Origin of the sequence: Vibrio sp. 10N.286.46.A8 (genome assembly GCF_041470165.1) — a bacterium.
GTDB classification, from domain to species: domain Bacteria; phylum Pseudomonadota; class Gammaproteobacteria; order Enterobacterales; family Vibrionaceae; genus Vibrio; species Vibrio tasmaniensis_A.
Genome location: NZ_JBFRLX010000170.1, coordinates 1 through 24565, shown reverse-complemented (window position 1 = coordinate 24565; position 24565 = coordinate 1). Strand labels below are relative to the sequence as shown.

At 44.1% G+C, this 24565-nt stretch carries 17 protein-coding genes and 5 tRNA genes; 9 read left to right on the top strand and 13 right to left on the bottom strand.

Annotated elements, in window-relative coordinates; translation table 11 throughout:
- The 3 genes from gorA to AB4232_RS16535 all read left to right on the top strand — a co-directional run.
- A partial coding sequence (gene gorA, locus AB4232_RS16545; RefSeq protein WP_372087550.1) for a glutathione-disulfide reductase occupies positions 1-1247 on the top strand: 1247 nt, incomplete at its 5' end.
- 202 nt (positions 1248-1449) lie between these two features.
- On the top strand, positions 1450-3147 hold the full coding sequence (locus AB4232_RS16540; protein WP_372087548.1) for a hypothetical protein: 1698 nt from the start codon (positions 1450-1452) through the stop codon (positions 3145-3147).
- Between the two features lie 141 nt (positions 3148-3288).
- Positions 3289-3540 (top strand): DUF6482 family protein, encoded by a 252-nt coding sequence (locus tag AB4232_RS16535; RefSeq protein WP_017103429.1) that lies wholly within the window; start codon positions 3289-3291, stop codon positions 3538-3540.
- Between the two features lie 92 nt (positions 3541-3632).
- Here the strand turns inward: AB4232_RS16535 and AB4232_RS16530 are convergent, their stop codons facing one another.
- The 11 genes from AB4232_RS16530 to AB4232_RS16480 all read right to left on the bottom strand — a co-directional run bounded on the left by AB4232_RS16530 (position 3633) and on the right by AB4232_RS16480 (position 13410).
- Entirely contained in the window at positions 3633-4874 is a 1242-nt protein-coding gene (locus AB4232_RS16530) for an NADH:ubiquinone reductase (Na(+)-transporting) subunit B (RefSeq protein WP_372087547.1), read from the bottom strand.
- A gap of 198 nt (positions 4875-5072) precedes the next feature.
- On the bottom strand, positions 5073-6059 hold the full coding sequence (locus tag AB4232_RS16525; RefSeq protein WP_135380875.1) for an SPOR domain-containing protein: 987 nt from the start codon (positions 6057-6059) through the stop codon (positions 5073-5075).
- A 188-nt stretch (positions 6060-6247) separates the two neighbouring features.
- Positions 6248-7186, bottom strand: coding sequence for an ABC transporter permease (locus tag AB4232_RS16520; RefSeq protein WP_004735541.1), 939 nt, complete (start codon positions 7184-7186; stop codon positions 6248-6250).
- A gap of 2 nt (positions 7187-7188) precedes the next feature.
- Positions 7189-8166, bottom strand: coding sequence for an ABC transporter permease (locus tag AB4232_RS16515; RefSeq protein ID WP_009848074.1), 978 nt, complete (start codon positions 8164-8166; stop codon positions 7189-7191).
- Between the two features lie 181 nt (positions 8167-8347).
- Positions 8348-9901 (bottom strand): ABC transporter substrate-binding protein, encoded by a 1554-nt coding sequence (locus AB4232_RS16510; RefSeq protein ID WP_009848075.1) that lies wholly within the window; start codon positions 9899-9901, stop codon positions 8348-8350.
- 94 nt (positions 9902-9995) lie between these two features.
- Positions 9996-11723, bottom strand: coding sequence for an ABC transporter ATP-binding protein (locus AB4232_RS16505; RefSeq protein WP_009848076.1), 1728 nt, complete (start codon positions 11721-11723; stop codon positions 9996-9998).
- A 1080-nt stretch (positions 11724-12803) separates the two neighbouring features.
- Positions 12804-12880, bottom strand: a tRNA-Pro gene (locus AB4232_RS16500).
- Between the two features lie 55 nt (positions 12881-12935).
- Positions 12936-13011: transfer RNA gene (locus tag AB4232_RS16495), tRNA-His, on the bottom strand.
- Positions 13012-13056: 45 nt separating this feature from the next.
- Positions 13057-13133: transfer RNA gene (locus AB4232_RS16490), tRNA-Pro, on the bottom strand.
- Positions 13134-13210: 77 nt separating this feature from the next.
- A tRNA-His gene (locus tag AB4232_RS16485) sits at positions 13211-13286 on the bottom strand.
- 47 nt (positions 13287-13333) lie between these two features.
- Positions 13334-13410, bottom strand: a tRNA-Arg gene (locus AB4232_RS16480).
- A gap of 297 nt (positions 13411-13707) precedes the next feature.
- On the opposite strand from AB4232_RS16480, the gene AB4232_RS16475 reads away from it, so the two are divergent.
- Complete coding sequence (locus tag AB4232_RS16475; protein WP_008224061.1) at positions 13708-14121, top strand: cytochrome c5 family protein; 414 nt, start codon at positions 13708-13710, stop codon at positions 14119-14121.
- An 86-nt stretch (positions 14122-14207) separates the two neighbouring features.
- On the opposite strand, the gene rep is transcribed toward AB4232_RS16475, so the two are convergent.
- Positions 14208-16226 carry a DNA helicase Rep gene (gene rep, locus AB4232_RS16470; RefSeq protein ID WP_012602966.1) on the bottom strand — a complete coding sequence of 673 codons (2019 nt, stop codon included), beginning with the start codon at positions 16224-16226 and terminating at the stop codon, positions 14208-14210.
- A 151-nt stretch (positions 16227-16377) separates the two neighbouring features.
- On the opposite strand from rep, the gene AB4232_RS16465 reads away from it, so the two are divergent.
- The 4 genes from AB4232_RS16465 to ubiK all read left to right on the top strand — a co-directional run bounded on the left by AB4232_RS16465 (position 16378) and on the right by ubiK (position 21625).
- Positions 16378-16995, top strand: coding sequence for a TetR/AcrR family transcriptional regulator (locus tag AB4232_RS16465; protein ID WP_009848082.1), 618 nt, complete (start codon positions 16378-16380; stop codon positions 16993-16995).
- Positions 16996-17013: 18 nt separating this feature from the next.
- Positions 17014-18120: an efflux RND transporter periplasmic adaptor subunit gene (locus AB4232_RS16460; protein WP_012602965.1), complete on the top strand. Its 1107-nt coding sequence runs from the start codon at positions 17014-17016 to the stop codon at positions 18118-18120.
- Between the two features lie 11 nt (positions 18121-18131).
- Positions 18132-21254 carry a multidrug efflux RND transporter permease subunit gene (locus AB4232_RS16455; protein WP_009848084.1) on the top strand — a complete coding sequence of 1041 codons (3123 nt, stop codon included), beginning with the start codon at positions 18132-18134 and terminating at the stop codon, positions 21252-21254.
- A gap of 119 nt (positions 21255-21373) precedes the next feature.
- Positions 21374-21625, top strand: a complete 252-nt coding sequence (ubiK, locus tag AB4232_RS16450; protein WP_009848085.1) for a ubiquinone biosynthesis accessory factor UbiK — start codon at positions 21374-21376, stop codon at positions 21623-21625.
- Between the two features lie 274 nt (positions 21626-21899).
- Here the strand turns inward: ubiK and ilvC are convergent, their stop codons facing one another.
- On the bottom strand, positions 21900-23384 hold the full coding sequence (gene ilvC, locus AB4232_RS16445) for a ketol-acid reductoisomerase (RefSeq protein WP_135383094.1): 1485 nt from the start codon (positions 23382-23384) through the stop codon (positions 21900-21902).
- Positions 23385-23530: 146 nt separating this feature from the next.
- Here ilvC and ilvY point away from each other — a divergent pair, with 146 nt between their 5' ends.
- Entirely contained in the window at positions 23531-24421 is an 891-nt protein-coding gene (gene ilvY / locus AB4232_RS16440; protein ID WP_065679624.1) for an HTH-type transcriptional activator IlvY, read from the top strand.
- The last annotated feature ends 144 nt before the right edge of the window (positions 24422-24565 follow it).

The window sequence follows — 24565 nt, the reverse complement described above, 5'->3', positions numbered from 1 at the left end:
ACCTTGGTGGTACTTGTGTAAACGTTGGTTGTGTTCCTAAAAAGGTTATGTGGCACGGTGCTCAAGTTGCTGAAGCAATCAACCTATATTCAAAAGACTACGGCTTCGACGTTGACGTAAAAGGCTTCAACTGGGGCAAACTGGTTGAAAACCGTCAAGCGTACATTGGTCGTATCCACCAATCTTACGATCGCGTTCTTGGTAATAACAAAATAAACGTAATCAAAGGCTTTGCTAAGTTTATTGATGAAAAAACCGTTGAAGTGAACGGTGAACACTACACTGCAGATCACATCCTGATCGCAGTAGGTGGTCGTCCAACCATTCCAAACATCCCTGGCGCAGAGCACGGTATCGACTCAAACGGTTTCTTCGACCTGATGGAGCAGCCTAAACGTGTTGCTGTAATCGGCGCAGGCTACATCGCAGTAGAAATCGCAGGCGTACTAAGTGCACTTGGCACAGAAACACACCTGTTCTGTCGTAAAGAGTCTCCACTACGTAGCTTCGATCCAATGATCGTAGAAACACTGGTTGAAGTAATGGAAGCGGAAGGTCCAACACTTCACACGCACTCAGTTCCTAAAGAAGTAGTGAAAGAAGCAGATGGCACACTGACTCTGCACCTAGAGAACGGCAACACTCAAAACGTTGACCACCTAATCTGGGCTATCGGCCGTCACCCAACCACTGACGCTATCAACCTAGCATCAACTGGCGTTGCAACTAACGACCGTGGCTACATCAAAGTAGACGAGTTCCAAGCAACCAACGTTCCTGGCATCTACTGTGTTGGCGACATCATGGAAGGCGGTATCGAGCTAACACCTGTTGCTGTTAAAGCCGGTCGTCAGCTTTCTGAGCGTCTATTCAACGGTCAAACCAACGCGAAGATGGACTACAAGCTAGTACCTACTGTTGTATTCAGCCACCCACCTATTGGCACTATTGGTCTAACGACTCAAGAAGCTGAAGAGCAATACGGCAAAGACAACATCAAGGTATACACGTCTGGTTTTACTGCAATGTACACAGCAGTCACTCAGCACCGTCAACCTTGTAAGATGAAGCTAGTATGTGCTGGCGAAGAAGAGACTGTAGTCGGCCTACACGGCATCGGTTTTACTGTTGATGAAATGATTCAAGGCTTCGGCGTTGCAATGAAAATGGGCGCAACCAAAGCAGATTTCGACTCTGTTGTGGCGATTCACCCAACGGGCAGCGAAGAATTCGTTACCATGCGATAAACCACTGTAAGTCAAAGAAATATTATACAAAAGCCGACCTATGTCGGCTTTTTTTGTTTTTTACCGTATGGTTGGGATGTTTATTAACCGAACAGCATTTTACATACTTAACTTGGAATCAAGATCAAACTACAATCGCGCGCTATAAAATTACACGCATAAAAAAAACAATTAGCTCTAATACATGAAGGATGTACGAGTAATGAAAAAAGTGAGTATTCTCGCAGCAGCGATTGCAGTGGCTTTAACAGGTTGTGGTAGCGACAGTTCTAATTCAGGTGTCACAACACCGACAGAACCATCAACAACAACCAACAAATTTATCGATGCCGCTGTTGAAGGTATCTACTACAGCACTAGCTCTGGTTCAAAGGGCATCACAAACAGCGAAGGCGAATTTACCGCTAAGTCTGACGATACGGTGACCTTCTTCATTGGTGGTGAAAATGGCTTGAAAGTAGGGGCAGCATCAAACCGTGATGTACTGACACCATTTGAAGCGGCGGGCAAATACGACCGAGCTCTAAATTTAGCAATTCTACTTCAGTCTTTAGATAACCAATTTGGTAGCGCTTCTGATGAAGTACTGACAATTCCAGATGCGTTGCGCGAACCTGATGCTGCGACGTTAGCGAAGATGAAAAACCTAAGTCTAGATGACCGTGATTCTGTTACAGACTTCCTAACAGCGATGGGAGTCACTTCAATTACTAATGAATCTGAAGCATTGGCTCATATGGAGAAAGCATTCGGAGAAAAATCAGGGACTGTTCGCGGCAGCGCTGATGCCAATCCATTTGTAGCGAAAAGTGGGCAATTCATTCGCTCAATCATGGTGAGACAGTATGATATTATCGATCCAAACAACCGCCCTAACGACAAAACAATGTTAGTTCACGCTGACAAAATGCTCCCTAAAGCTGTGTTTGAACATACACGTGGCACGCCTTACTTCACTTATCAAGATTCAGCCAATGGTCTTATTGCTGTAAGTGACAGCGACTCTTTATTGTCATACGCAGACGCTGAAGAGTATATCAACTGTGTATTGACAGGAAGTTCTGCAGGCTGCAATCAAACAGCTCACCCAGACTTCACTCTAAACGCTCCGTTTTCTTACCTTCTGCTTGATAAAAGCAAAGAAAATACCACACCTAAGCCAGGACGTTACGATGAGGTACCTTTCATTGAAGGGAATCAACAAATCCTCAACCACTACACGCCAAATAAACTGGAAGATGATCGAGATGAAGGCGATGCAGACCCTTCATACCAATATGAAACCCTTTCTGGTAGCTATGACCCAATTACAAAAATATACACACAAATTCGTTCAAAAACTGAGTTAAACGACCCATCAAACGAATCTAGTGGAAAGAATCGTATCGAAGAAAGTTTGAATTTCTACTATCACGTAGAAACACCTAGTGACGAAAGGTACGTAGACTTTACTGGCTCTTGGGATACCACTCAGATTTGCGCTGATGGACAAAATGCTGTCATGAGAATGGTATTTGATTCTGAGGGCGCTACCGTATCAGGGAAAGAGTGCAATGCAAACTCACCGGCAGATCTTGAAGACTCAGGCAAGAAGTATACCTATGAAGAGCTTGCTGCAATTGACTATTGGTGGTTTAACATTTCGGGACGTGAATCAAAAGCAACCCTGACAGATTTAAACTCAGTTGTGCGCTTCTGTGATGATACTGACAATGGTTATATTCCTGGTTCAGGAGATAAATGTCCTGTTGATGCAAAGGGTAATAATCAAGAATACATCATTAAATGGGAGTATCAGCCAGCAGGTACTAACTGGGACGAAGGATTGCTAACTCGCCGTAAAATGACTCCAGACGGATCAACAACAGGCCGTGTTAGCATCATGCAAAAGATCAACTAACCTTTGAGTTAATTTGATTACTTATTAATAAACCAGAAGCTGAGCTTCTGGTTTTTTCATTTTTAACACACATGAACCTTCAAACAACCATCAACGTAGATACAGAAACAAAGAACTATCGAGAACAACATGGAGTTTGTTATGAATCTACTCATTGAATCATTTGAAGGCGGGATCTACTTGGCTTACCAAATCATTGGCGAGCAAAAGCAGTTAATCAAAGACGACCACCAGCACCCAATGAAGTTTTTGAGTGTTAACCAAGCCCGCGACCACTTCAGTGATCAAGGCGTATCGTCAGCAATGCTGATACACAACAGTGCATACGACGAGATGTGCGGTGAGCATTGTGGTAACACCCAACCGTTCGAAATTGATTTGAAATGGAGTTAAATCAACTTCAAATCAATCGCAATAAAAATTGAAAGGCTTGCAGCGATGCAAGCCTTTCTTATGGGAGTAACTTTCCCTGTTCCGCATTGAAATCAGCGTAATGTTCGTTTCTGTCTACGTTTGATGTTTTGCTCTTTCACTACAAAGTCGAACAGCGGAGCAAACAGGTTAGCAAACAAGATCGCCAACATGATGCCCTCTGGATAAGCAGGGTTGAGCACTCGAATACCGACCGTCATCACACCGATCAGAATCCCGTAAGCCCACTTACTCTGATTAGTAAACGCGGCAGAAACTGGGTCGGTTGCCATAAAGAAAGTGCCAAAGGCAACACCGCCCAATACAAAGTGCCAGTAGAACGGCATAGTGAACATCGAGTTGGTATCAGAGCCAATCCAGTTCATCAAACTCGAAGTCACGACGAGACCGATAATCACACCGGCAACAATGCGCCAAGAGGCGATCTTCATGACAATCAGAATCAGACCCGTCAACATGATAAGCAATGAAGAAACCTCGCCCATCGAACCCGGAATATTACCGATAAAGGCGTCCATCCAAGTGATCGCCTCGCCAGTCATGTTATTGATGAGTGACGCGCTACCACCTTCATACCATTGGCTTAAAGGTGTTGCACCAGAATAACCATCGGCTGCCACCCATACTAAACCTCCCGACATGTTGGCAGGATAGGCGAAGTAGAGAAACGCGCGGCCTGCGAGTGCAGGGTTGAGGAAGTTTCGCCCTGTGCCACCAAACAGCTCTTTCGCGACAACGATACCAAAGGTAATACCTAGCGCAGCTTGCCATAACGGAATAGTCGGTGGAAGAATTAAGGCAAAGAGAACCGAGCTAACAAAAAATCCTTCGTTGACCTCATGCTTACGTACAACGGCAAACAGCACCTCCCAGAAACCACCGACGACGAAAACTGTCGCGTAAACGGGTAAGAAGTAGAGAGCCCCGAGCAGCATTTGACTTCCCCAGCTACTTACTATCAATGACTGTGCATCACCAAATGCCCATGACAAGCGCCAACTACTCTCAATAACCGAGGTGAGTTCGTTAAGTTGATAACTGGATGTAAGTGCCGAGACACTCTGGTGCCCGACGTTATACATGCCCCAGAACATGGCAGGGAAAGTCGCCAGCCACACCAGAATCATAATACGCTTGAGATCGATACTATCTCGAACGTGGGTCAAGCCTCGGTTTACATTACCGGGCGTGTAAAAGATAGTGGCAAACGCCTCATAGACTGGGTAAAGCTTTTCGTATTTACCTCCGGCTTCAAAACGCGGGGCTACGTCTTCTAATCGTTTCTTCAAACTCATAATCTCAATCACCTTATTGCTTGAGTTATGGTTTTCTACGCACCAACTGCTCTATTTGAACAATTTTTAGCTATTTTTAATCAAATTTGTATTGAAAATCCGAGTATCCGGAAATCGACCTGATATTGAAAAGAAAGGCGTATAAACAACAAAGCCCCAACAATGGCTGAGGCTTATCTGGTCTTACGCACGTCTTCGTTATTTCACACACATCACATTAAGTAGTGAGGAGCCTTTAAGCTGGTTTACGTTACCGTTAGTAAACAGGCCTTTTTTGTCTGCGCCCCAATAAGGCAGGTGCATTGGCCAATTCTGATTTTCCATGACCTTCGACCCTAAGAGACTTTGCCACTGCTTTTCACTCAACAGCGTCATATTAATCTTATCACATACTAATTCGGCACTGTCGTAATCGAGTCGGCTCCAAGGTTTACCTTGCTCCATATAAAACTGTTGTTCATCACCTAAAAGATAAGGAATCGCATATTTACTACCCGCAACACTCGCTGTCATGCGTATTTCAATGTTCAGATCATTGTCTGAATTTGCACCATGACTAGGGAAAGCTTGAATGGCAGCAGCACTCGCGACTGCAGCTTTTTGAGCAGCTGCTATCGGCTTCGGCGCTGGTTTCGCTGCTACTTTAGCCTTAACTGGGGCTTGATGCTTAACCGTTTTTGGCTCTGCCGTTTTTGACTTCATTGCTTTGGTCACGACCGGTTGTGAAGAAGAGGTCTTCGATTTATCAACCATACGAATAAAGGCTTCGCCATACCCAGAAACCTTACGTACCTGAGCTAAGTCTTTTCTCGCATCAGAGAAAGTAGAATAAGGACCAATTAGGCAGCGATAGTCTCCACCTTCGGGCTTCATCCATACGTTAGTTGAAATCTTCTCATACAATGGCTTTGCTTTGCTCAGTGACAAAGGCTTATTCAACAAACCACATTGAACCCAAAACAGCTCATTATCTGAATGATGTTTAGGCGCTTTATTGCCCCAAACGCCTTTACCAATCGGACATGATTGTTCTAGCTGTGGTAACTGATTGGTGCTTGCCTGAGTCGCATCGCATAGAACCGATTCGGCATTAACTTGGCTTGATACCAACAGGGATGCAGCAATAAGCCCCATACGATAATTTCTAACCACAGCACGACATACAACATTCATTGTCAACTTCATAACCACCACTTAAACCCTCTAGGGGTTAATTATTACCGAACAAATGTCGATAAAACATGAATTCCATTTTAAGTACTATTGACTCTATCAATGGTACTAAGTTCCAAATTCATTAAGCAAAAAAAGAGCCGTAATTGCTTACGACTCTTAGTTTAGTGATTTTTTTTACTAAAAATCAAACTGAACTATCACCCTTTATAGATTTTCGGGTTAAACACGTCACGTAACCAGTCGCCTAGTAGGTTGATAACTAGAACCAATGTCACCAAAAGCACACCTGGGAATGCAGTGATCCACCATGCTCCTGAGAAGATGTAGTTAAAACCAGTACTAATCAGAGCACCCAGTGAGGGTTGGTCGACTGGAAGGCCTAAACCTAGGAAAGAAAGTGCCGCTTCTGACATGATGGCATTTGCCACCTGTACTGTAGAGATAACCAAAATCGGTGATAAACAGTTAGGCAGAATATGACGGAACATGATACGAGGTGCTCTAAAGCCCATCACACGTGCCGCTTCTACGTACTCTTTCTTCTTCTCTGCTAATACTGATGCACGAATAGTACGCGCATACTGCGGCCATTCTGCGATACCAATGATCACCACCAGCATCACCACAGCGTATTGTGCATAGAAGTCACTACCGAAACTTGCCTTAAAGATGGCCGAGACAATGATCGCAACCATCATGGTTGAGAACGAAAGCTGAACATCAGCGAAGCGCATCAAGAAGCTATCAATACGGCCACCGAAGTAACCTGCAGACAAGCCAATGATGATACCAAGCGTCAGTTGTAGACCTACCGCTAAGAAACCAATGGTCAGTGATAAACGAGAACCGTAAAGCATAGTCGATAAAATATCACGGCCTTGCTCATCCGTTCCTAGCAAGAAGCGTTCTTCGCCGTCTTCCATCCATGATGGTGGCAGCTCTGAGTCCATGATATCAATCGATGTCACGTCGTACGGGTCTGTTGGCGCTAGGATAGGTGCAGCTAGAGCCATCACTAAGAAGATTGAGAAAATGGCGAAACTCACCATTGCCACTTTGTCGCGTAAGAAGTAATACACAATGTCAGATTGCTTAAAACGTTCCCAGCGAGACGGCACTGTCGATGTCTGTTCCATGATTATGCTCCTTTCCCTGTGATGTTAACGGTTGGGTTGATAACACCGTAAAGCAAATCAACAATCGTGTTAGTCACTACGAAAATAAGACCAACAAAAATAACGTATGCAGTAATCAGTGGTGTATCTACACGGTTGATTGCTTCTAAAAATAAGAAGCCTGTACCTGGCCACTGGAAAACCGTTTCCGTAAGAATGGTGTAAGCCACCATAGTACCAATCTGAACACCACCAACGGTAAGTACCGGTAGCATGGTGTTTTTCAATGCATGTTGGTAATAGATTTTGTTTAGAGCTAGGCCTTTCGCTTTACCAAACTTAATGTATTCAGAACTTAGAACTTCTAACATTTCAGAACGAACTAGACGAATAAACAGCGGCAGCATAATAGATGCCAGAGCAATACTCGGAAGTACTAAGTGTGCAAGGCCATCTAGCGTTAAGAAGCCAGACTCCCAACCAAACCAGTTGGCCGTATCACCACGTCCAAATGACGGCAGCCAACCGAGCTCGATAGAGAACACATACATCAGCATGATTGCAGTTAAGAAAACAGGAACCGAGATACCGACACTACTGCCTGCCATAATCAATTTGGTAAAAAAGCTTTTTGGGTGAATAGCAGAGTAAACGCCGAGTGGGATCGACATACAAACAATAATTAAAGAAGCACCAAATACCAGCTCCAGAGTTGCTACTAGTTTATCTAGAATTACATCAACTGCAGGTCGCTTAAAGAAGTATGAAGTACCAAGATCACCCTGTAGAGCTGCGCCTACAAAGCGAGAGTATTTTGTAACGAAGGGATCATTTAAGCCGAGTTCATCGCGTAGCGCTTGACGCTCCGCCTCTGAAACAGATTGACCGACTAACTCACGTAACGGGTCGCCCAGGTTATCCTGAATGGCAAACGCCACCAAACTGATCACAAACATCACTATCAGTGCCTGAAACAGGCGCTTGACCAGAAACGTAACCATTCCTTGCCCCTTATCTATCCATGACTATCTAATCGAAATCCGCGACTAGACAACAAAAAAATTCAGTCTTAAAAAAGGTATTTAGCCAGACTGAAGGAAGACCAAATACCGAAACTTAAATCTATATCTTAATAACATTGAGAGCCTGAAAGCTTCAGGCTCTCGATTCTAGCAAGCTAGATTATTTTACAACTAGGTCGCCGAAGTAAGGCATAACCATTGGGTTTACTACGTCTGCTGCACCTACGTTAGATTTCGCGCCCCACGCTTCACTCTGCCAGTGTAGAGGAACGAAGACTGCATCGTTGTAAAGTGTTGCTTCAACACCTTTCAGCATCTTAGAACGCTTAACTGGGTCAGTTTCAGTGTTAGAAGCTTCTACAATCGCATCCATTTCTGGGTTTGAGTAGCCAGAACAGTTGTATTGACCACGGCCAGTCTCTTCGTTGCGAGTCATTGTTAAGAACTCGTTGAAGTTAGCTGAATCTTCAGTATCTGAGTGCCAGCCGATCATCATCATGTCTGCTGAACATAGGTCAAATTCTGGCCAGTACTGTGCTTTAGGCATTGTCTTAAGATCAACTTTGATACCAATCTTAGACAGCATTGCCGCAGACGCTTGCGCAACTTTCGCATCGTTCACGTAACGGTTGTTAGGCGCTGCCATAGTTAGTGTAAAGCCGTCTTCGTAGCCCGCTTCTTTCATCAGCTCTTTCGCTTTTTTCAGATCGTAACGAGGAACTAGATCTTCGTTGTGACCCGCGTAGCCTGTTGGGCTCTGCTGACCAGCAGCTGTCGCGAAACCTTTCATGATTTTCTTAACAATACCTTCATTGTTAATCGCATGAACGATTGCTTGACGAACGCGCACATCTTTCAGTGCTTCGTTGCTGTTTTGGTTCATTTGGAACGTAATGATACGAGTACCAGGTAGCGTTACTAGATCGATGTTCTTAGCTTTTTTAACACGCTTGTGATCGTTTGGCGCAACAGGGTGAATCATATCAACGTCGCCAGAAAGAAGTGCTGCTACACGCGTTGCATCTTCTTTGATTGGCACAAGTGTTAGCTTGTCTACGTTACCTTCAGTTTCTGTGTCCCAGTAATCGTTGAAACGCTCGAACGTTACTTTAACGCCTTGCTCACGCTGCGTTACGATAAATGGACCAGTACCAGAAACGTTAGTCGAAGCAAACGAGTTACCGTGCTTAACTAGCTCAGATTTGTCATTACCTTCCGCTGTTTGACCAGAGTAGAACTTGCTGTCCATTGGGAAGATGTAGGTTGCTGTTTGTAGTACTAGTGGGTAAGCCGCTTTTGATACTAGCTCAACTGTGTAGTCATCCACTTTTACCATTTTTTCGTATGGCGTGAAGATAGACTTAAAGTCTGGAGAAGCTTGTAGACGTTCAAAAGTCCACACAACATCATCAGCAGTCAGTTCGTTACCAGAGTGGAATTTCACGCCTTTACGTAAGTTAAAGCGGAAAGTAGTTTCATCAACACGCTCCCAGCTAGATGCTAGGCGGCCTTCAAAATCCATCTCTTGAGTGAAACGTACTAGAGGGTCAAACACCATGTGAGACATTTGCAGTGTGCCACCAGACAGCTGCTCGTGCGGGTCAAGTGATACCGGGTCAGCTGCGTAGCCAACGGTAATATCTGCTGCTGCTGCACTAAAGCTTAGGCCAGCTGCCATTAAAGCTACTGCTAATTTGCTTTTCATGGTTTTCATTGCATAACTCCTTCATGCGGGAATCCAGATCCCTAGTTGTTGTATTTGCGTCTGTTTATTGTTTTTAGCAAGCTAAACTCCAGCCTGCTGATTTTTATACCGCGGCTTGTGCCACTGCTTTTTCTTCTCTTAAACCTGTAAATTCAGGCATTAAAGAAATTAGGTGTTTGCTGTATTCATGCTGAGGCGATTGGAATAGCTGCTCAGTTGGCGCTACTTCCAATAGTTCTCCCATTTGCATCACACCAACACGATCACACATTTGGCGAATAACCGGTAAATCGTGACTGATGAACAGCATGGTTAGGTTGAGCTCGTCTTGTAAATCTTTTAATAGGTTAAGGATCTGAGCCTGAACCGACACATCCAGCGCCGAGGTAGGTTCATCACAAATCAAAAGACGTGGACGAGTTGCCAAGGCGCGAGCGATAGAAATACGCTGACGTTGGCCACCTGAGAATTCGTGTGGGTATTTAACCCCAGCCATCTTGCCTAAACCAACGTGCTCTAGCAGGTCGTTAACGATCTGACGAGTTTCATTCTCGTTACGCGTAAGTTTATGGAATCGGATCGGCTCAGCAATGATGTCGAATATCTTCATTCGAGGGTTCATTGATGTATAAGGGTTTTGGAAAACCATCTGCATTTGACGACGCATTGGACGACGTTCTTTTTCAGATTTAAGTCCCGTAAGATCAACGCCTTCAAACGTTACCTTGCCTGAGTTAGGTGCGTACAAACCAGCAATCACACGAGCAATCGTTGATTTACCCGAACCAGATTCACCAACAAGACCAAAAGTTTCACCTTCATGTACTTCAAAGCTCACGTTATTTGACGCCTGAACGTACTCACGACGACTCTCAAAGAAAGAATCCTTGGTAGTAAAGCGTAAGTTTACATTTTCAACATTCAACAGTGGACCAGTGTAATCACGGTGATCTTGGCTTTGACCCAACCAATGGTTTTTCACATCAAGTGGTTCCATCTCATGTGCTTCTTCGATGTAGCTCACAAGAGGGAAACGATCAAGTTTACGATCTGAACGCGGAACCGCGGAGATAAGACTGTGCGTGTAAGGGTGTTCAGGAGTACCAAGGACTTTCGCCGTCGGACCAAACTCAACCAAATCACCACGATACATAACGGCTACGCGATCGGTAACATTAGATACCACACCCATATCGTGTGTGACCAACATACAACCTACATTCTTCTTAATACATAGGTCGCGAATCAAACCCAAGATCTGATCTTGAATAGAAACATCCAGTGCGGTTGTTGGTTCATCGGCGATGATTAGGTCAGGTTCACCTGCCAGTGCGATCGCGATAACAACACGCTGACGCATACCGCCAGAGAATTGGTGTGGGTACTGCTTTAAACGGTTTTCTGGTTGCGGAATACCAACTTGGTTCATCAAATCTAATGAGCGCTGGTAGGCTTCTTGATCCGAAACCTTCATGTTGGCATGAATCGTCTCTTTTAACTGCTGTTCTACTGTGAATAGAGGGTTAAGAGAAGTCATTGGATCTTGGAAGATAAAACCAATCTTTGAGCCGCGAACAGAACGCATCTGTTCAGGAGATAAGCCTGAAACTTTTTCACCGTCCAGAAATACCTCGCCGCTAGCAATGCGACCAGGAGGGCTCAGCAAATCGATCACAGCATTACCTACTGTTGATTTGCCTGCACCAGACTCGCCTACAACGCCAACAATTTCACCACGTTCAATGTTGAACGAAAGTGATTTCACTGCGGCGTGAACTCCATGACGAGATGGGTATTCGATACGAAGATTTTTTACTTCTAAAAGTGACATTACCAGACCTCTACTGCTTTGGCAGCTTTCTGCCCTGTCTGCAAAATTGAATCCATTCTTACCAGAATATTGTTCTGATATTTTATACGGTTGACAATTTGGCAAATAATTCACAGAAAAGCAACAAAAATAGGATAAAAAGTCGACATTAAACGCTTAGCAAGTAAAAATGCCACATAAGTATTCACTCGAAGAGCATATAGTAATGAAAATCAGCATTATATTTCCAATAATAAATACTCACAAACCCCTTACTACTGCGTACTTGTAGAGTTAAACATATCATTCAAAGCACATATCCCCACCAGTCACCAAGATCAAATAATTATTCCAAAAAACAATTAACACTATAGAAACAAACGCTAACTTTACCAATTTAAGCAAACAAAACAACCAGACAAAACCAACCTAGCCACACATTCAACCATATGAATTATTTTGATAAATACAAACAAGAAAAACGAAAGACTCAATAAATCAAAGGATTTTTTAAACAACAAGATTCGAAGAAATCTGTCAAATACAGGCCTTAGAGAACATATTTAACGTCAAATTTCACTTTTCATAAAAATCCTTAGACCAAACCTATTAATTTGTCGAATGATTGGTGGTTAGTTTTATATAAAATTAGATATCGATCTGCACATTTGATAAAGCAAATCGCTCCGTATAAGCACCATAATGAAGATAAAGGGTAAGAGCCTGCCTTGTTATATGGAGGGGGAGATTTACGGAGGTGACATCAGGCAAGATGTCGAAGCGGTTGAAGTCCCAGCATTCAAAATTGAGGATTACTGAAACGAGAGATGTAAAAAAGCCCCGTCATTTCTGACACAGACGTCTAGTTGAGGCTTCTTAAGATGTTCAGTGAAGAGACATCCCTTGAACATCAGGTGAACCCCACTTGGGTTCCAATCTAGTGATCTACAGATGAAAAAAACTCATCATTTCTGATGAGCTTTCTTAAAGGCGGTCAGTAAAGAGACATTCTTTGAACATCAGGCGAACCCCCACTCTGTTCAAGTTATCTAAATTTCAGATGCAAAAAAGCCCTAGTCTTTCGACTAGGGCTTCTTAAGGTGGTCGGTGAAGAGGGATTCGAACCCCCGACCCTCTGGTCCCAAACCAGATGCGCTACCAAGCTGCGCTATTCACCGAGACGTTTCGTTTGATTTCTCAAACAGGGAACTTCAATGAAGTTACCAAAATTAATGGGGTGGCTAACGAGATTCGAACTCGCGACCACCGGAATCACAATCCAGGGCTCTACCAACTGAGCTATAGCCACCACTAATCTTTTATATAACCGCTTAAAAAGCGATTATTGAAATAGTGGTCGGTGAAGAGGGATTCGAACCCCCGACCCTCTGGTCCCAAACCAGATGCGCTACCAAGCTGCGCTATTCACCGACTAATTTTGTATCGACTCTTGGGAATAATGAATCAACACTGGAAGCCGAAGCTACCGATATTTTGTAAAGAAAGAATGGGGTGGCTAACGAGATTCGAACTCGCGACCACCGGAATCACAATCCAGGGCTCTACCAACTGAGCTATAGCCACCATTATTTCTTTTTGCCAATTCTCACTTACCTAAGTAAGAGACCGGATGGCGCGCCTGAAAGGATTCGAACCTTCGGCCTTTGGCTCCGGAGGCCAACGCTCTATCCAGCTGAGCTACAGGCGCATGCCCTGTCGGCGGAGTGGAATAATACGTATATCACCTTATGCCGTCTAGTACTTTTTTAACTTTTTTTTCTGTTTGGTCTCTTTTTCGACAGTTAATATGTGATAAACCCCTTATTTGAGTACTACAACCCACCGCAGCTTATAAGTTGTTGTTTATTGCAACAACTTATCGGGATATAATCACCCATTATTTACATTGGTTTAACAGTTGCTCTTTGCTGATAAAGCCAAAACACCCTTCCAACACTATAAATTGGTAAGCATGTACTTACCTTGGGAATGTAAAGTGAGTTTAATGGATATGTCTCGTCGAATTTTAAGCGTTGTCATCGCAGTTTTAACCTTTTCAACTGGCGCTATGGCTTCAGGCCTAAGCGAAGCAGAGCAAGATGCTATTGCTGAACGCATCAAACCAGTTGGCCAAGTTTACCTAGTCGGCAGCGAGCCAGTAGCCGCAGAACCAACAGGCCCTCGTGATGGCGCAACAGTTTACGGTACCTTTTGTATCGCTTGTCACGCATCTGGCGTAAGTGGCGCACCTAAAACAGGTGATGCTGGTGACTGGGGTCCTCGTATTGCCCAAGGTCGCGATATCCTAGCTGACCACGCAATCAACGGCTTCAATGCTATGCCAGCGAAAGGTTCATGTATGGACTGTTCAGACGACGAAATCAAAGATGCTATCGAGCACATGATTGCCGGTCTGTAATTTACCGATCTGTAATTAAAAATACCAAATTCAAAAAAGGTGACCTCATGGTCACCTTTTTATTGGTCTCGATTTAGAGCCAAACATCACTTCTTATTGAACATCGCACGAATGTTGGCAATGTGTGCCTGTCCTTTCTCCATTCGTTCTTCTGCGGATTGAGGCTTCTTCACGCTTTCCCACTCCACATCTTCATGCGGCAGTTCATCAAGGAATCGGCTTTGTGTTGGCTTTATCAATTCGCCATACTGACGACGTTCACGACATTTAGTGAAGGTCAGCTCTTTCTGCGCGCGAGTAATCCCTACATACATAAGACGACGTTCTTCTTCTACGTTACCTTCATCGACACTGGTTTGGTGTGGCAAGATACCCTCTTCGGCTCCCATCAGGAACACATACGGAAACTCTAGGCCTTTCGATGCGTGCAATGTCATTAATTGAACTTGGTCTGCATCGTCATCATCTTCACCACGCTCCATCATGTCACGTAGCGTTAAACGTTGAACCACTTCTCGTAGGGTCTTCTCTTCTTTGTCGTAGTTGTCACCCTCAAGGTCAGCAACGATCCAACTATAAAGATCAGAAACGTTCTTCATTCTCATCTCTGCAGCCTTCGGGCTTGCCGAGGTTTCGTACAACCAATCTTCATAGTTAATATCACGAACCAAAGAGCGAACAGCCTCAACGGTATTGCCACGTTCAGCATTATCAGAAATACGAACAATCCAATCGCTGAAACGGCGCAGGTTTTCTAAACCACGACCAGTCAAAGTTTGCTCTAAACCCATCTCAAAGCTCGCTTCAAACAAGCTCTTGCCACGCATGTTGGCGTAGCTGCCTAACTTCTCAAGCGTCACCGGGCCAATCTCACGACGTGGTGTGTTTACAATACGTAGAAACGCGTTGTCATCATCAGGGTTCACCAACACGCGGAGGTAAGCCATGATGTCTTTAATCTCAGCTCTAGCGAAGAAAGACGTACCGCCAGAAATTTTGTAAGGCACACGGTTCTGCATCAACGCTTTTTCAATCAAGCGAGATTGGTGGTTACCACGGTACAGCACTGCGTAATCTTTATACTCTGTGCGATTCAAAAACTTGTGAGCGATGATCTCACCTGTAATACGCTCTGCTTCATGCTCTTCATTCTTAGCATTCAATACCTTGAGCTTTTCACCGTCCGGGATCTCAGAGAACAGTGACTTTTCATAAACGTGTGGGTTATTAGCGATCAAGATATTCGCTGCACGCAAAATTCGACTCGTTGAGCGGTAGTTCTGCTCTAGTTTGATCAAGCGTAAGTTCGGGTAATCCTCACCTAACAGCACCAAGTTTTGCGGTTTTGCACCACGCCAAGAGTAAATAGATTGGTCATCGTCACCTACGACCGTCAAACGACCACGCTCTCCCACAAGCAGACGCACCAATTCATACTGGCTGGTGTTGGTATCTTGATACTCATCGACAAGTAAATAGCGAATACGAGACTGCCAGCGCTCGCGCACTTCTTGATTGGTTTTCAGAAGTAATACTGGCATCGCAATCAGATCATCAAAATCGAGCGCATTGTATGCCTTCATCTGTTTCTGGTACATCTCAAAACAGAATGCAAACAACTGCTCTTGTTCGCCTTGAGCTCGAGCTTTCGCCTGATCTGGCGTCAGCATGTCATTCTTCCAATTCGAAATGGTGCTCATTAAAGCACGCAGCAGATCCTTATCACCATCGATCTGTCTCTCTGTTAGCTCTTTTAATAGCGCCAACTGGTCTTGGTCATCAAATAGAGAGAAGCCCGCTTTCAGACCCAGCGCTTTGTATTCACGACGAATGATAGTTAAGCCCATGGTATGAAAAGTCGAAACGATCAGGCCTTTCGATTCACCTTTACCCAGAGTTTGCCCCACACGTTCTTTCATCTCGCGTGCCGCTTTATTGGTAAAAGTTACCGCTGCAATATTGCGTGCCTTGTAACCACACTCTTGAACCAAGTAAGCAATCTTATTCGTGATAACACGTGTTTTACCCGATCCAGCGCCTGCTAATACTAAACAGGGGCCCGAAACATATTTCACGGCTTCATCTTGTCTTGGGTTCAGTTTCATTTGGTTCTCAATTTGGTCTATCGGGGCGAATTCAATTGCGCGCCTATAATAATGCTGCAACACCTCGAATGCTACGCTCTCTTATGCAAGAATTTTATATCACATATGAAAAACTATGTTGCACTTATGTATGGGTCTTAGGCTATAATGAATGAACGTTCATTCATTAGTGAGTATATTATCACTGTCTGGTTTTTATTCTATGATAGATAAAAGACAACAAATTATAGATGCCGCCGAAAAACTGATTGCTGAATCAGGCTTTCACGGACTTTCTATGCATAAACTAGCTAAAGAAGCAGGAGTTGCGGCTGGAACTATTTATCGCTACTTCTCAGACAAAGAAGAACTATTACAACAAGTTCGCTTAGCTGTCACTCAACGAAATGCTGGTTTAATTCAGCAAGGCGTTGAAGATTCGATGAGTCTAAAAGAACGATTTAGAAAAATGTGGCTCAACATTTTCGAGCTCTCGGGATCAAACATCTGCAATTTAAAGAATAGAGCTCAATACGACTCTTTACCTTGTATTCGCAGCCATGAGACCAAAGAGATTGAACGAAAAATGTTCCACAAAATAGATCAACTCTTTACTGAAGGTAGAGAGCAAGGGGTGTTTAAGCCCCTAGAAAACCCTGTTTTAGCAGCACTTAGCTTAGAAGTCAGTGTCACGCTGGCCCGTAAGCAATCTCTTGGATATTACCAACTTGATAAAAAAGCCATTGAAGCGGCGATTGAAGCAAGTTGGGATGCGATTATTACACACTAATTTGGAGTTCTAACTAGAATGAAAAAGTGGACTTTCTTCATGTTACTCATCGCTGTACTACTTTTCGGCAGCGTTATTGGGTTTAACATGTTTAAACAACAAAAAATTGCTGAGTTTATGGCTAACCGACCTGAGCCAGAGTTTCCAGTAACGGTAACAGAAGTTCAACCTATCGACTGGGTTCCAGTAATCGAAGCTATCGGCTTCATCGAACCTAACCAAGGTGTAACACTAGCGAACGAAACCAGCGGTGTTATTGACCAAATCTCTTTTGGTTCTGGTACTGATGTTAAAAATGACCAACTTCTTGTTCGTCTTGATTCTGGCGTAGAAAAGGCAAATCTAAAGAGCTCTGAAGCTCGCCTGCCTGCGGCAAAAGCAAAATACAAACGCTACCAAGGTCTTTTTAAGAAAGGTTCTATTTCTAAAGAAGCATACGATGAAGCAGAAGCAAACTTCTACTCTCTATCTGCTGATATTGAAAGCCTAAAAGCATCTATCGAACGTCGTGAAATTCGTGCTCCTTTCGATGGAAAAGTGGGTATTCGTAACGTTTACCTAGGTCAATACCTGCAATCAGGTACGGATATAGTTCGCTTAGAAGATACCAGTGTCATGCGCCTGCGCTTCACGGTTTCTCAAACTGATATCTCTCGCATCCATGTGGGTCAAGCTATCGACATCTTTGTTGATGCCTACCCAGAGAAGCCATTTGAAGGTTCTATCAGTGCCATCGAACCAGCAGTAAGCATCCAAAGTGGTCTTATCCAAGTTCAAGCAGATATTCCAAACAATGATGGCAAGCTTCGTAGCGGTATGTTCGCTCGTGCTAACATCATTCTGCCTAAGCTAGAGAACCAAGTTACTCTTCCTCAAACAGCGATTACTTTCACTCTATATGGTGACAATGTTTACATCTTAACTGAAGAAGACGGAGTTCAGCGTGTTGCTCAACATGTTGTAAAAGTAGGTGAGCGTACGGCTGATATTGCACACATCCTTGAGGGTGTTAAAGCTGGCGATACGGTTGTAACTTCTGGCCAAGTACGCCTAAGTAACGGCGCCAAAGTTAAAGTTGTTGAAAGTGATGCAATCACTCCACCATCTGAAACACCTAAGCTGTAACTGGAGGCACAATGCGCTTTACTGATGTTTTTATTAAACGTCCAGTTCTAGCGGTATCCATCAGCTTTTTGATTGCTCTGCTTGGCTTACAAGCAATCTTCAAAATGCAGGTGCGTGAATACCCTGAAATGACGAATACCGTGGTGACAGTCTCAACTGGTTACTATGGTGCAAGTGCCGATCTTATCCAAGGCTTTATCACCCAGCCCCTCGAACAGGCTGTGGCTCAAGCGGATAATATCGATTATATGACATCTTCTTCTGTACTAGGTAAATCTACGATTACCGTGAACATGAAGTTGAACACCGACCCGAATGCGGCATTGTCTGACATACTGGCCAAGACAAACTCGGTACGTTCTCAGCTACCTAAAGAGGCTGAAGATCCAACCGTAACCATGTCGACCGGTTCAACAACCGCTGTACTCTATATTGGTTTTACCAGTGACGAATTGGTATCGAGCCAAATTACCGACTATCTAGAGCGTGTAATCAACCCGCAGCTATTTACGGTTAATGGTGTATCTAAAGTTGACCTATATGGTGGTATGAAATACGCACTACGCGTATGGCTAGACCCATCAAAAATGGCGGCGATTGGTCTGACTGCATCTGATGTAATGACGGTACTGAACGCTAACAACTACCAATCAGCTACGGGTCAAGCGACCGGTGAGTTCGTGCTTTACAACGGCAGTGCCGATACTCAGGTATCAAACACTGAAGAACTAGAGAATCTAGTAGTGAAAAGCGGAGAAGGTGAGATCATTCGCCTATCCGATATCGCGAAAGTTTCTCTTGAGAAAAGTCACGATGTTTACCGAGCAAGTGCTAACGGCCAAGAGGCGGTTGTAGCCGCGATCAATGCGGCGCCAAGTGCGAACCCAATCAACATCGCAGCTGATGTACTGGAACTTCTTCCTCAACTAGAGAAGAACCTACCAAGCAACATCTCAATGAACGTCATGTACGATTCAACCATTGCGATTAACGAGTCAATTCAAGAAGTTATTAAGACTATCCTTGAAGCGGCATTAATCGTATTGATCGTGATTACTTTATTCTTAGGTTCATTCCGAGCGGTACTGATCCCTATTATTACTATCCCACTGTCTTTGATTGGTGTGGCAATGGTAATGCAGGCAATGGGTTTCTCTTGGAATCTAATGACACTACTGGCAATGGTACTTGCCATCGGTCTAGTGGTAGATGATGCGATCGTAGTACTTGAAAACGTCGACAGGCATATCAAGCTCGGCGAGTCCCCTTTCCGTGCAGCGATTATCGGTACCCGCGAAATTGCGGTGCCTGTTATCGCAATGACGTTAACGCTAGGTGCGGTATATGCTCCAATTGCGATGATGGGTGGTATTACAGGCTCGCTATTTAAAGAGTTTGCATTAACCCTAGCTGGTTCGGTTTTCGTATCAGGCATTGTGGCACTAACGCTCTCGCCAATGATGTGTTCAAAAATGCTGAAAGCTCACGCTGAACCAAGCAAGTTTGAGCAGAAAGTTCATAGCGTGCTAGATGGCATGACTAACCGTTACGAGCGTATGCTTGGTGCGGTAATGCAACATCGTCCAGTATTTATTGGTTTTGCTATCATCGTATTTGCAAGTTTACCGTTGTTGTTCAAATTCATCCCTAGTGAGCTAGCACCTTCAGAAGATAAAGGTGTGATCATGTTGATGGGTACAGCACCGTCGAATGCAAACTTAGACTTCATGCAAAATACCATGAACGACGTAAACCAGATTCTGTCTGATCAGCCAGAAGTTGCTTACGCACAGGTATTTACAGGTGTGCCAAATGCAAACCAAGCATTTGGTATCGCGTCTATGGTTCCTTGGAGCGAACGTGAAGCAAGCCAATCAGACGTAGCAAACCGCGTTGGTAATTTGGTAAAAGATGTTCCAGGAATGGCGGTAACTGCATTCCAAATGCCAGAACTACCAGGTGCTGGTTCAGGCCTTCCAATTCAGTTTGTCATAACAACGCCAAACAGTTTTGAAAGCTTGTTCCAAATTACCACAGACATTCTGGCTGATGTATCTTCAAACCCGTTGTTCGTATATTCAGATCTCGACCTGAATTACGACTCAGCAACCATGAAGATCAACATCGACAAAGATAAAGCAGGCGCATACGGTGTGACCATGCAAGATATCGGTATCACGCTCGGTACCATGATGTCAGATGGCTACGTAAACCGTATAGACTTGAATGGCCGTTCTTACGAGGTAATTCCTCAAGTTGAACGTAAATTCCGTTTGAATCCAGAGTCAATGAACAACTACTACGTACGTGCTGCAGACGGCAACGCTGTACCACTAGGCAGTTTGATTACGATTGATGTTGTGGCAGAGCCTCGCTCTCTTCCTCACTTCAACCAATTGAACTCGGCTACGATTGGTGCGGTACCGGCTCCAGGCGCTGCAATGGGTGATGCAATTGCGTGGTTTGAAGACACGGCAGCGAATAAGCTTCCAAGTGGCTACAACCATGACTACATGGGTGAAGCACGCCAATACGTAACAGAAGGTAGCGCACTTTACGCGACCTTTGGTTTAGCTCTGGCAATTATCTTCTTGGTATTGGCGATTCAGTTTGAATCACTGAAAGACCCACTAGTTATCATGGTATCTGTACCACTGGCGATCTGTGGTGCCCTAATAGCTCTGGCTTGGGGGGCGGCAACGATGAACATCTACTCGCAAGTTGGTTTGATCACCTTAGTCGGCCTGATTACCAAGCACGGTATCTTGATTTGTGAGGTAGCGAAAGAAGAGCAGCTGCACAATCAAAAAACTCGTATTGAAGCGGTAATGGAAGCAGCGAAGGTTCGTCTTCGTCCAATCCTGATGACAACGGCTGCGATGATCGCGGGTCTAATCCCACTGATGTACGCAAGTGGTGCGGGTGCGGCTCAGCGTTTCAGTATTGGTATCGTAATCGTTGCTGGTTTAGCAATTGGTACTCTCTTCACGCTATTTGTACTGCCAGTGATTTACAGCTACTTAGCTGAAAAACACAAACCTCTACCTGTATTTGTTGAAGACAAAGACCTAGAAAAACTAGCTCGCGTCGATGAAGCAAAAGCAGCGCACAGAGAATTAGCTGATAATAAGTAATCACTAAGTCGTAATAACAATAAAAAGGCTACTTCGGTGGCCTTTTTTTGTACGCCATAGGCGACATCTCAAGTGTGATTAAATAGAATAGTGGTAAATATTCAGGAGTTTTAATTGATATGTTTGATCCAAAAAAACTAGAGCAGATTGCTAAGCAGATCCACGATTCTATGCCTCAACCAGTAAAAGAGCTTGGTTCAGATGTAGATCAAAAAGTTCGCCAGGTTATCCAAGGCCAACTGAACAAGCTAGACGTTGTAAGCCGTGAAGAGTTTGATGTTCAAACACAAGTACTACTGCGCACTCGCCAAAAGCTGACTGAAATGGAACAAAAGCTAGCGGACTTAGAAGCAAAGATTGCCGACAAGTAAGCGTAAAGAAAGAAAACGGAAAGGGTTGGTGTGAAAACACCAACCCTTTTGTATTTCTGAAGCTCAGTTAAGAACTGAAAGTCGACGAATACCTATCAACCAATGTTAATTTGATTGATTTTTAAGACTTTGTTACTAAAAGCAAAAAGGCTTGGTCAACGGCGACCAAGCCTTTTTATTAGATGCTGTGTTGCTTATTTATAACTCCAACCTGTAAGGAGCTAGTGATACTGCTTTGCTTTTTCTACAAATTTATCAGTATCTAAGCGACTAATTAACCGCCTACAGCGATACGCTTCATGTCGCTCATGTAGCTGCGTAGCTCTTCACCAATGTACTCGACAGGGTGGTTACGGATAGTTTCGTTTACTTCAATTAGCTTAGCGTTATCAACTTGGTTAGATGTTTCACCTAGACCACGGCCGATTACGTCTGTTGCTACTGAAGGCATGAACTTCTCACGTAGTAGCGGTGTTGCTACGTTAGCGAATAGGTAGTTACCGTACTCAGCAGTATCAGAGATTACAACGTTCATTTCGTAAAGACGCTTACGAGCAACTGTGTTTGCGATTAGTGGAAGCTCATGTAGAGATTCGTAGTAAGCCGACTCATCGATGATACCAGATGCAGTCATAGCTTCGAATGCTAGCTCAACACCAGCACGAACCATAGCAACCATTAGGATACCGTTGTCGAAGTACTCTTGCTCTGAGATTTCTACGTCAGAAGCTGGGTAGTTTTCGAATGCCGTTTCGCCGGTCTCTTCACGCCAGCCTAGTAGGTTCACGTCATCGTTCGCCCAGTCAGCCATCATTGTGCTAGAGAAGTGACCAGAGATGATGTCATCCATGTGCTTGTTGTAAAGCGGACGCATTAGATCTTTTAGCTCTTCAGAAAGCTCAAACGCTTTAACTTTAGCAGGGTTAGATAGACGGTCCATCATGTGAGTTACGCCACCAAACTTAAGTGCTTCAGTAATCGTTTCCCAACCGTATTGTAGAAGTTTACCTGCGTAGCCTGGTTCGATGCCATCAGCAATCATCTTCTCGTAAGATACGATAGAACCTGCTTGTAGCATGCCACATAGAATAGTTTGCTCCCCCATAAGGTCAGATTTAACTTCAGCTACGAATGAAGACTCTAGGCAACCTGCACGGTGACCACCAGTACCTGCAGCCCAAGCTTTAGCGATATCCCAGCCTTCACCTTTAGGGTCATTTTCTGGGTGAACAGCGATCAGTGTTGGAACACCGAAACCACGCTTGTACTCTTCACGTACTTCAGAGCCTGGACACTTAGGTGCAACCATTACAACGGTAAGGTCAGCACGTAATTGCATGCCTTCTTCAACAACGTTGAAACCATGAGAGTAACCAAGAGCAGCACCTTCTTTCATTAGAGGCATTACTGTCTCAACAACATTAGTGTGTTGCTTGTCGGGAGTAAGGTTAATAACTAGGTCTGCTTGAGGGATTAGCGTTTCGTAGCTACCAACTACAAAGCCGTTTTCGTCAGCATTCTTGAATGATTGACGCTTCTCATCAATTGCAGCTTGGCGTAGAGCGTAAGATACGTCTAGACCAGAATCACGCATGTTTAGACCTTGGTTCAGGCCTTGAGCACCACAGCCAACAATGACGATCTTCTTACCTTCAAGGTATTCAGCTTCAGTCGTAAATTCTTCACGATCCATGAAACGGCAGCGACCTAATTGGTCTAGTTGCTCACGAAGGTTTAATGTATTGAAATAGTTAGCCATTGTAGGGCACTCCTTTAAAAATAAGTCCGTAAGGTCGATATCTCTCTATCGAATGACTTCATACTAAAACAGACACTCCGTTGCTGAAAGTGATATATTCACAATTAGTTATTGCAATAAATGCAACATGGAAACGATCGCAAAACATGAACATAAAATCTCTACAATTATTTATACATTTATGTGATAGCAAGAGTTTCAGCAAAACAGCTGCTGCTATGCACGTCAGTCCTTCTGCCCTTAGTCGTCAAATACAAAAGCTTGAGGAAGAAACAGGGCAAGAACTGCTTATCAGGGATAATCGAAGTGTTGACCTCACACCAGCAGGGAAACATCTGTTGCCTGTGGCATTGAGCATCGTTGGCGAGTGGCAGCAATATAATCTCCACCTAAAAGGCGGAGAACAGGAGCTCAAGGGTGAGATCCGCATTTTCTGTTCCGTAACAGCAAGCTACAGTCACCTTCCTGAACTCATTACCGAATTCAGGGCTATTCATCCGTATATTGAGTTTAAGCTATCTACCGGTGATCCAGCGCAATCCATCGACAAGATCCTGAATGATGAAGCTGATATTGCTATTTCAGCTAAACCAGATATTTTGCCTTCAAGGTTAGAGTTCGAAACTATTAGCGATATACCACTGTCAGTCATCATCCCATCCGGTGTTAGTAGCTTTAGCCAGCAGCTGCAATCAGAGAAACCAAACTGGAATGAAGTGCCTTTTATCATCCCCGAAGCAGGTACTGCACGAGAACGTGCAAATGCGTGGTTCAAAAAGATGAAGATAAAGCCCAACATTTACGCTCAGGTATCAGGTCATGAAGCTATCGTAAGTATGGTTGCTCTTGGCTGTGGGGTTGGTATCGCTCCAGACGTTGTAATCAACAACAGCCCTGTGAGAGATAAAGTCGATCGTTTAAAAATAGAACCAATCAAACCCTTTGAATTAGGTGTTTGCTGTAAACGATCTCAACTTGAGAACCCACTGATTAGAGCGTTCTGGCAGGTAGCCGAAGGAAAGTATCTCCCTGACTAGTTAACTTTAGATATGCTGGTTAAGAAAATAATAGAGAGAGCACATTAGTGCTCTTTTTGGTTTTTCTAAATAGCAGATATGAAAAAGCCCGCTGATTTCTCAGCGGGCTTTTCAATGGTGGTGGAGGGATAGGGATTTGAACCC

What these genes read in the sequence shown, in the direction of transcription:
- AB4232_RS16540 (WP_372087548.1), top strand. Translation starts at nt 1,450, where the DNA reads ATGAAAAAAGTGAGTATTCTCGCAGCAGCGATTGCAGTGGCTTTAACA.
- AB4232_RS16535 (WP_017103429.1), top strand. Translation starts at nt 3,289, where the DNA reads ATGAATCTACTCATTGAATCATTTGAAGGCGGGATCTACTTGGCTTAC.
- AB4232_RS16530 (WP_372087547.1), bottom strand. Translation starts at nt 4,874, where the DNA reads ATGAGTTTGAAGAAACGATTAGAAGACGTAGCCCCGCGTTTTGAAGCC.
- AB4232_RS16525 (WP_135380875.1), bottom strand. Translation starts at nt 6,059, where the DNA reads ATGAAGTTGACAATGAATGTTGTATGTCGTGCTGTGGTTAGAAATTAT.
- AB4232_RS16520 (WP_004735541.1), bottom strand. Translation starts at nt 7,186, where the DNA reads ATGGAACAGACATCGACAGTGCCGTCTCGCTGGGAACGTTTTAAGCAA.
- AB4232_RS16515 (WP_009848074.1), bottom strand. Translation starts at nt 8,166, where the DNA reads ATGGTTACGTTTCTGGTCAAGCGCCTGTTTCAGGCACTGATAGTGATG.
- AB4232_RS16510 (WP_009848075.1), bottom strand. Translation starts at nt 9,901, where the DNA reads ATGAAAACCATGAAAAGCAAATTAGCAGTAGCTTTAATGGCAGCTGGC.
- AB4232_RS16505 (WP_009848076.1), bottom strand. Translation starts at nt 11,723, where the DNA reads ATGTCACTTTTAGAAGTAAAAAATCTTCGTATCGAATACCCATCTCGT.
- AB4232_RS16475 (WP_008224061.1), top strand. Translation starts at nt 13,708, where the DNA reads ATGGATATGTCTCGTCGAATTTTAAGCGTTGTCATCGCAGTTTTAACC.
- rep (WP_012602966.1), bottom strand. Translation starts at nt 16,226, where the DNA reads ATGAAACTGAACCCAAGACAAGATGAAGCCGTGAAATATGTTTCGGGC.
- AB4232_RS16465 (WP_009848082.1), top strand. Translation starts at nt 16,378, where the DNA reads ATGAACGTTCATTCATTAGTGAGTATATTATCACTGTCTGGTTTTTAT.
- AB4232_RS16460 (WP_012602965.1), top strand. Translation starts at nt 17,014, where the DNA reads ATGAAAAAGTGGACTTTCTTCATGTTACTCATCGCTGTACTACTTTTC.
- AB4232_RS16455 (WP_009848084.1), top strand. Translation starts at nt 18,132, where the DNA reads ATGCGCTTTACTGATGTTTTTATTAAACGTCCAGTTCTAGCGGTATCC.
- ubiK (WP_009848085.1), top strand. Translation starts at nt 21,374, where the DNA reads ATGTTTGATCCAAAAAAACTAGAGCAGATTGCTAAGCAGATCCACGAT.
- ilvC (WP_135383094.1), bottom strand. Translation starts at nt 23,384, where the DNA reads ATGGCTAACTATTTCAATACATTAAACCTTCGTGAGCAACTAGACCAA.
- ilvY (WP_065679624.1), top strand. Translation starts at nt 23,531, where the DNA reads ATGAACATAAAATCTCTACAATTATTTATACATTTATGTGATAGCAAG.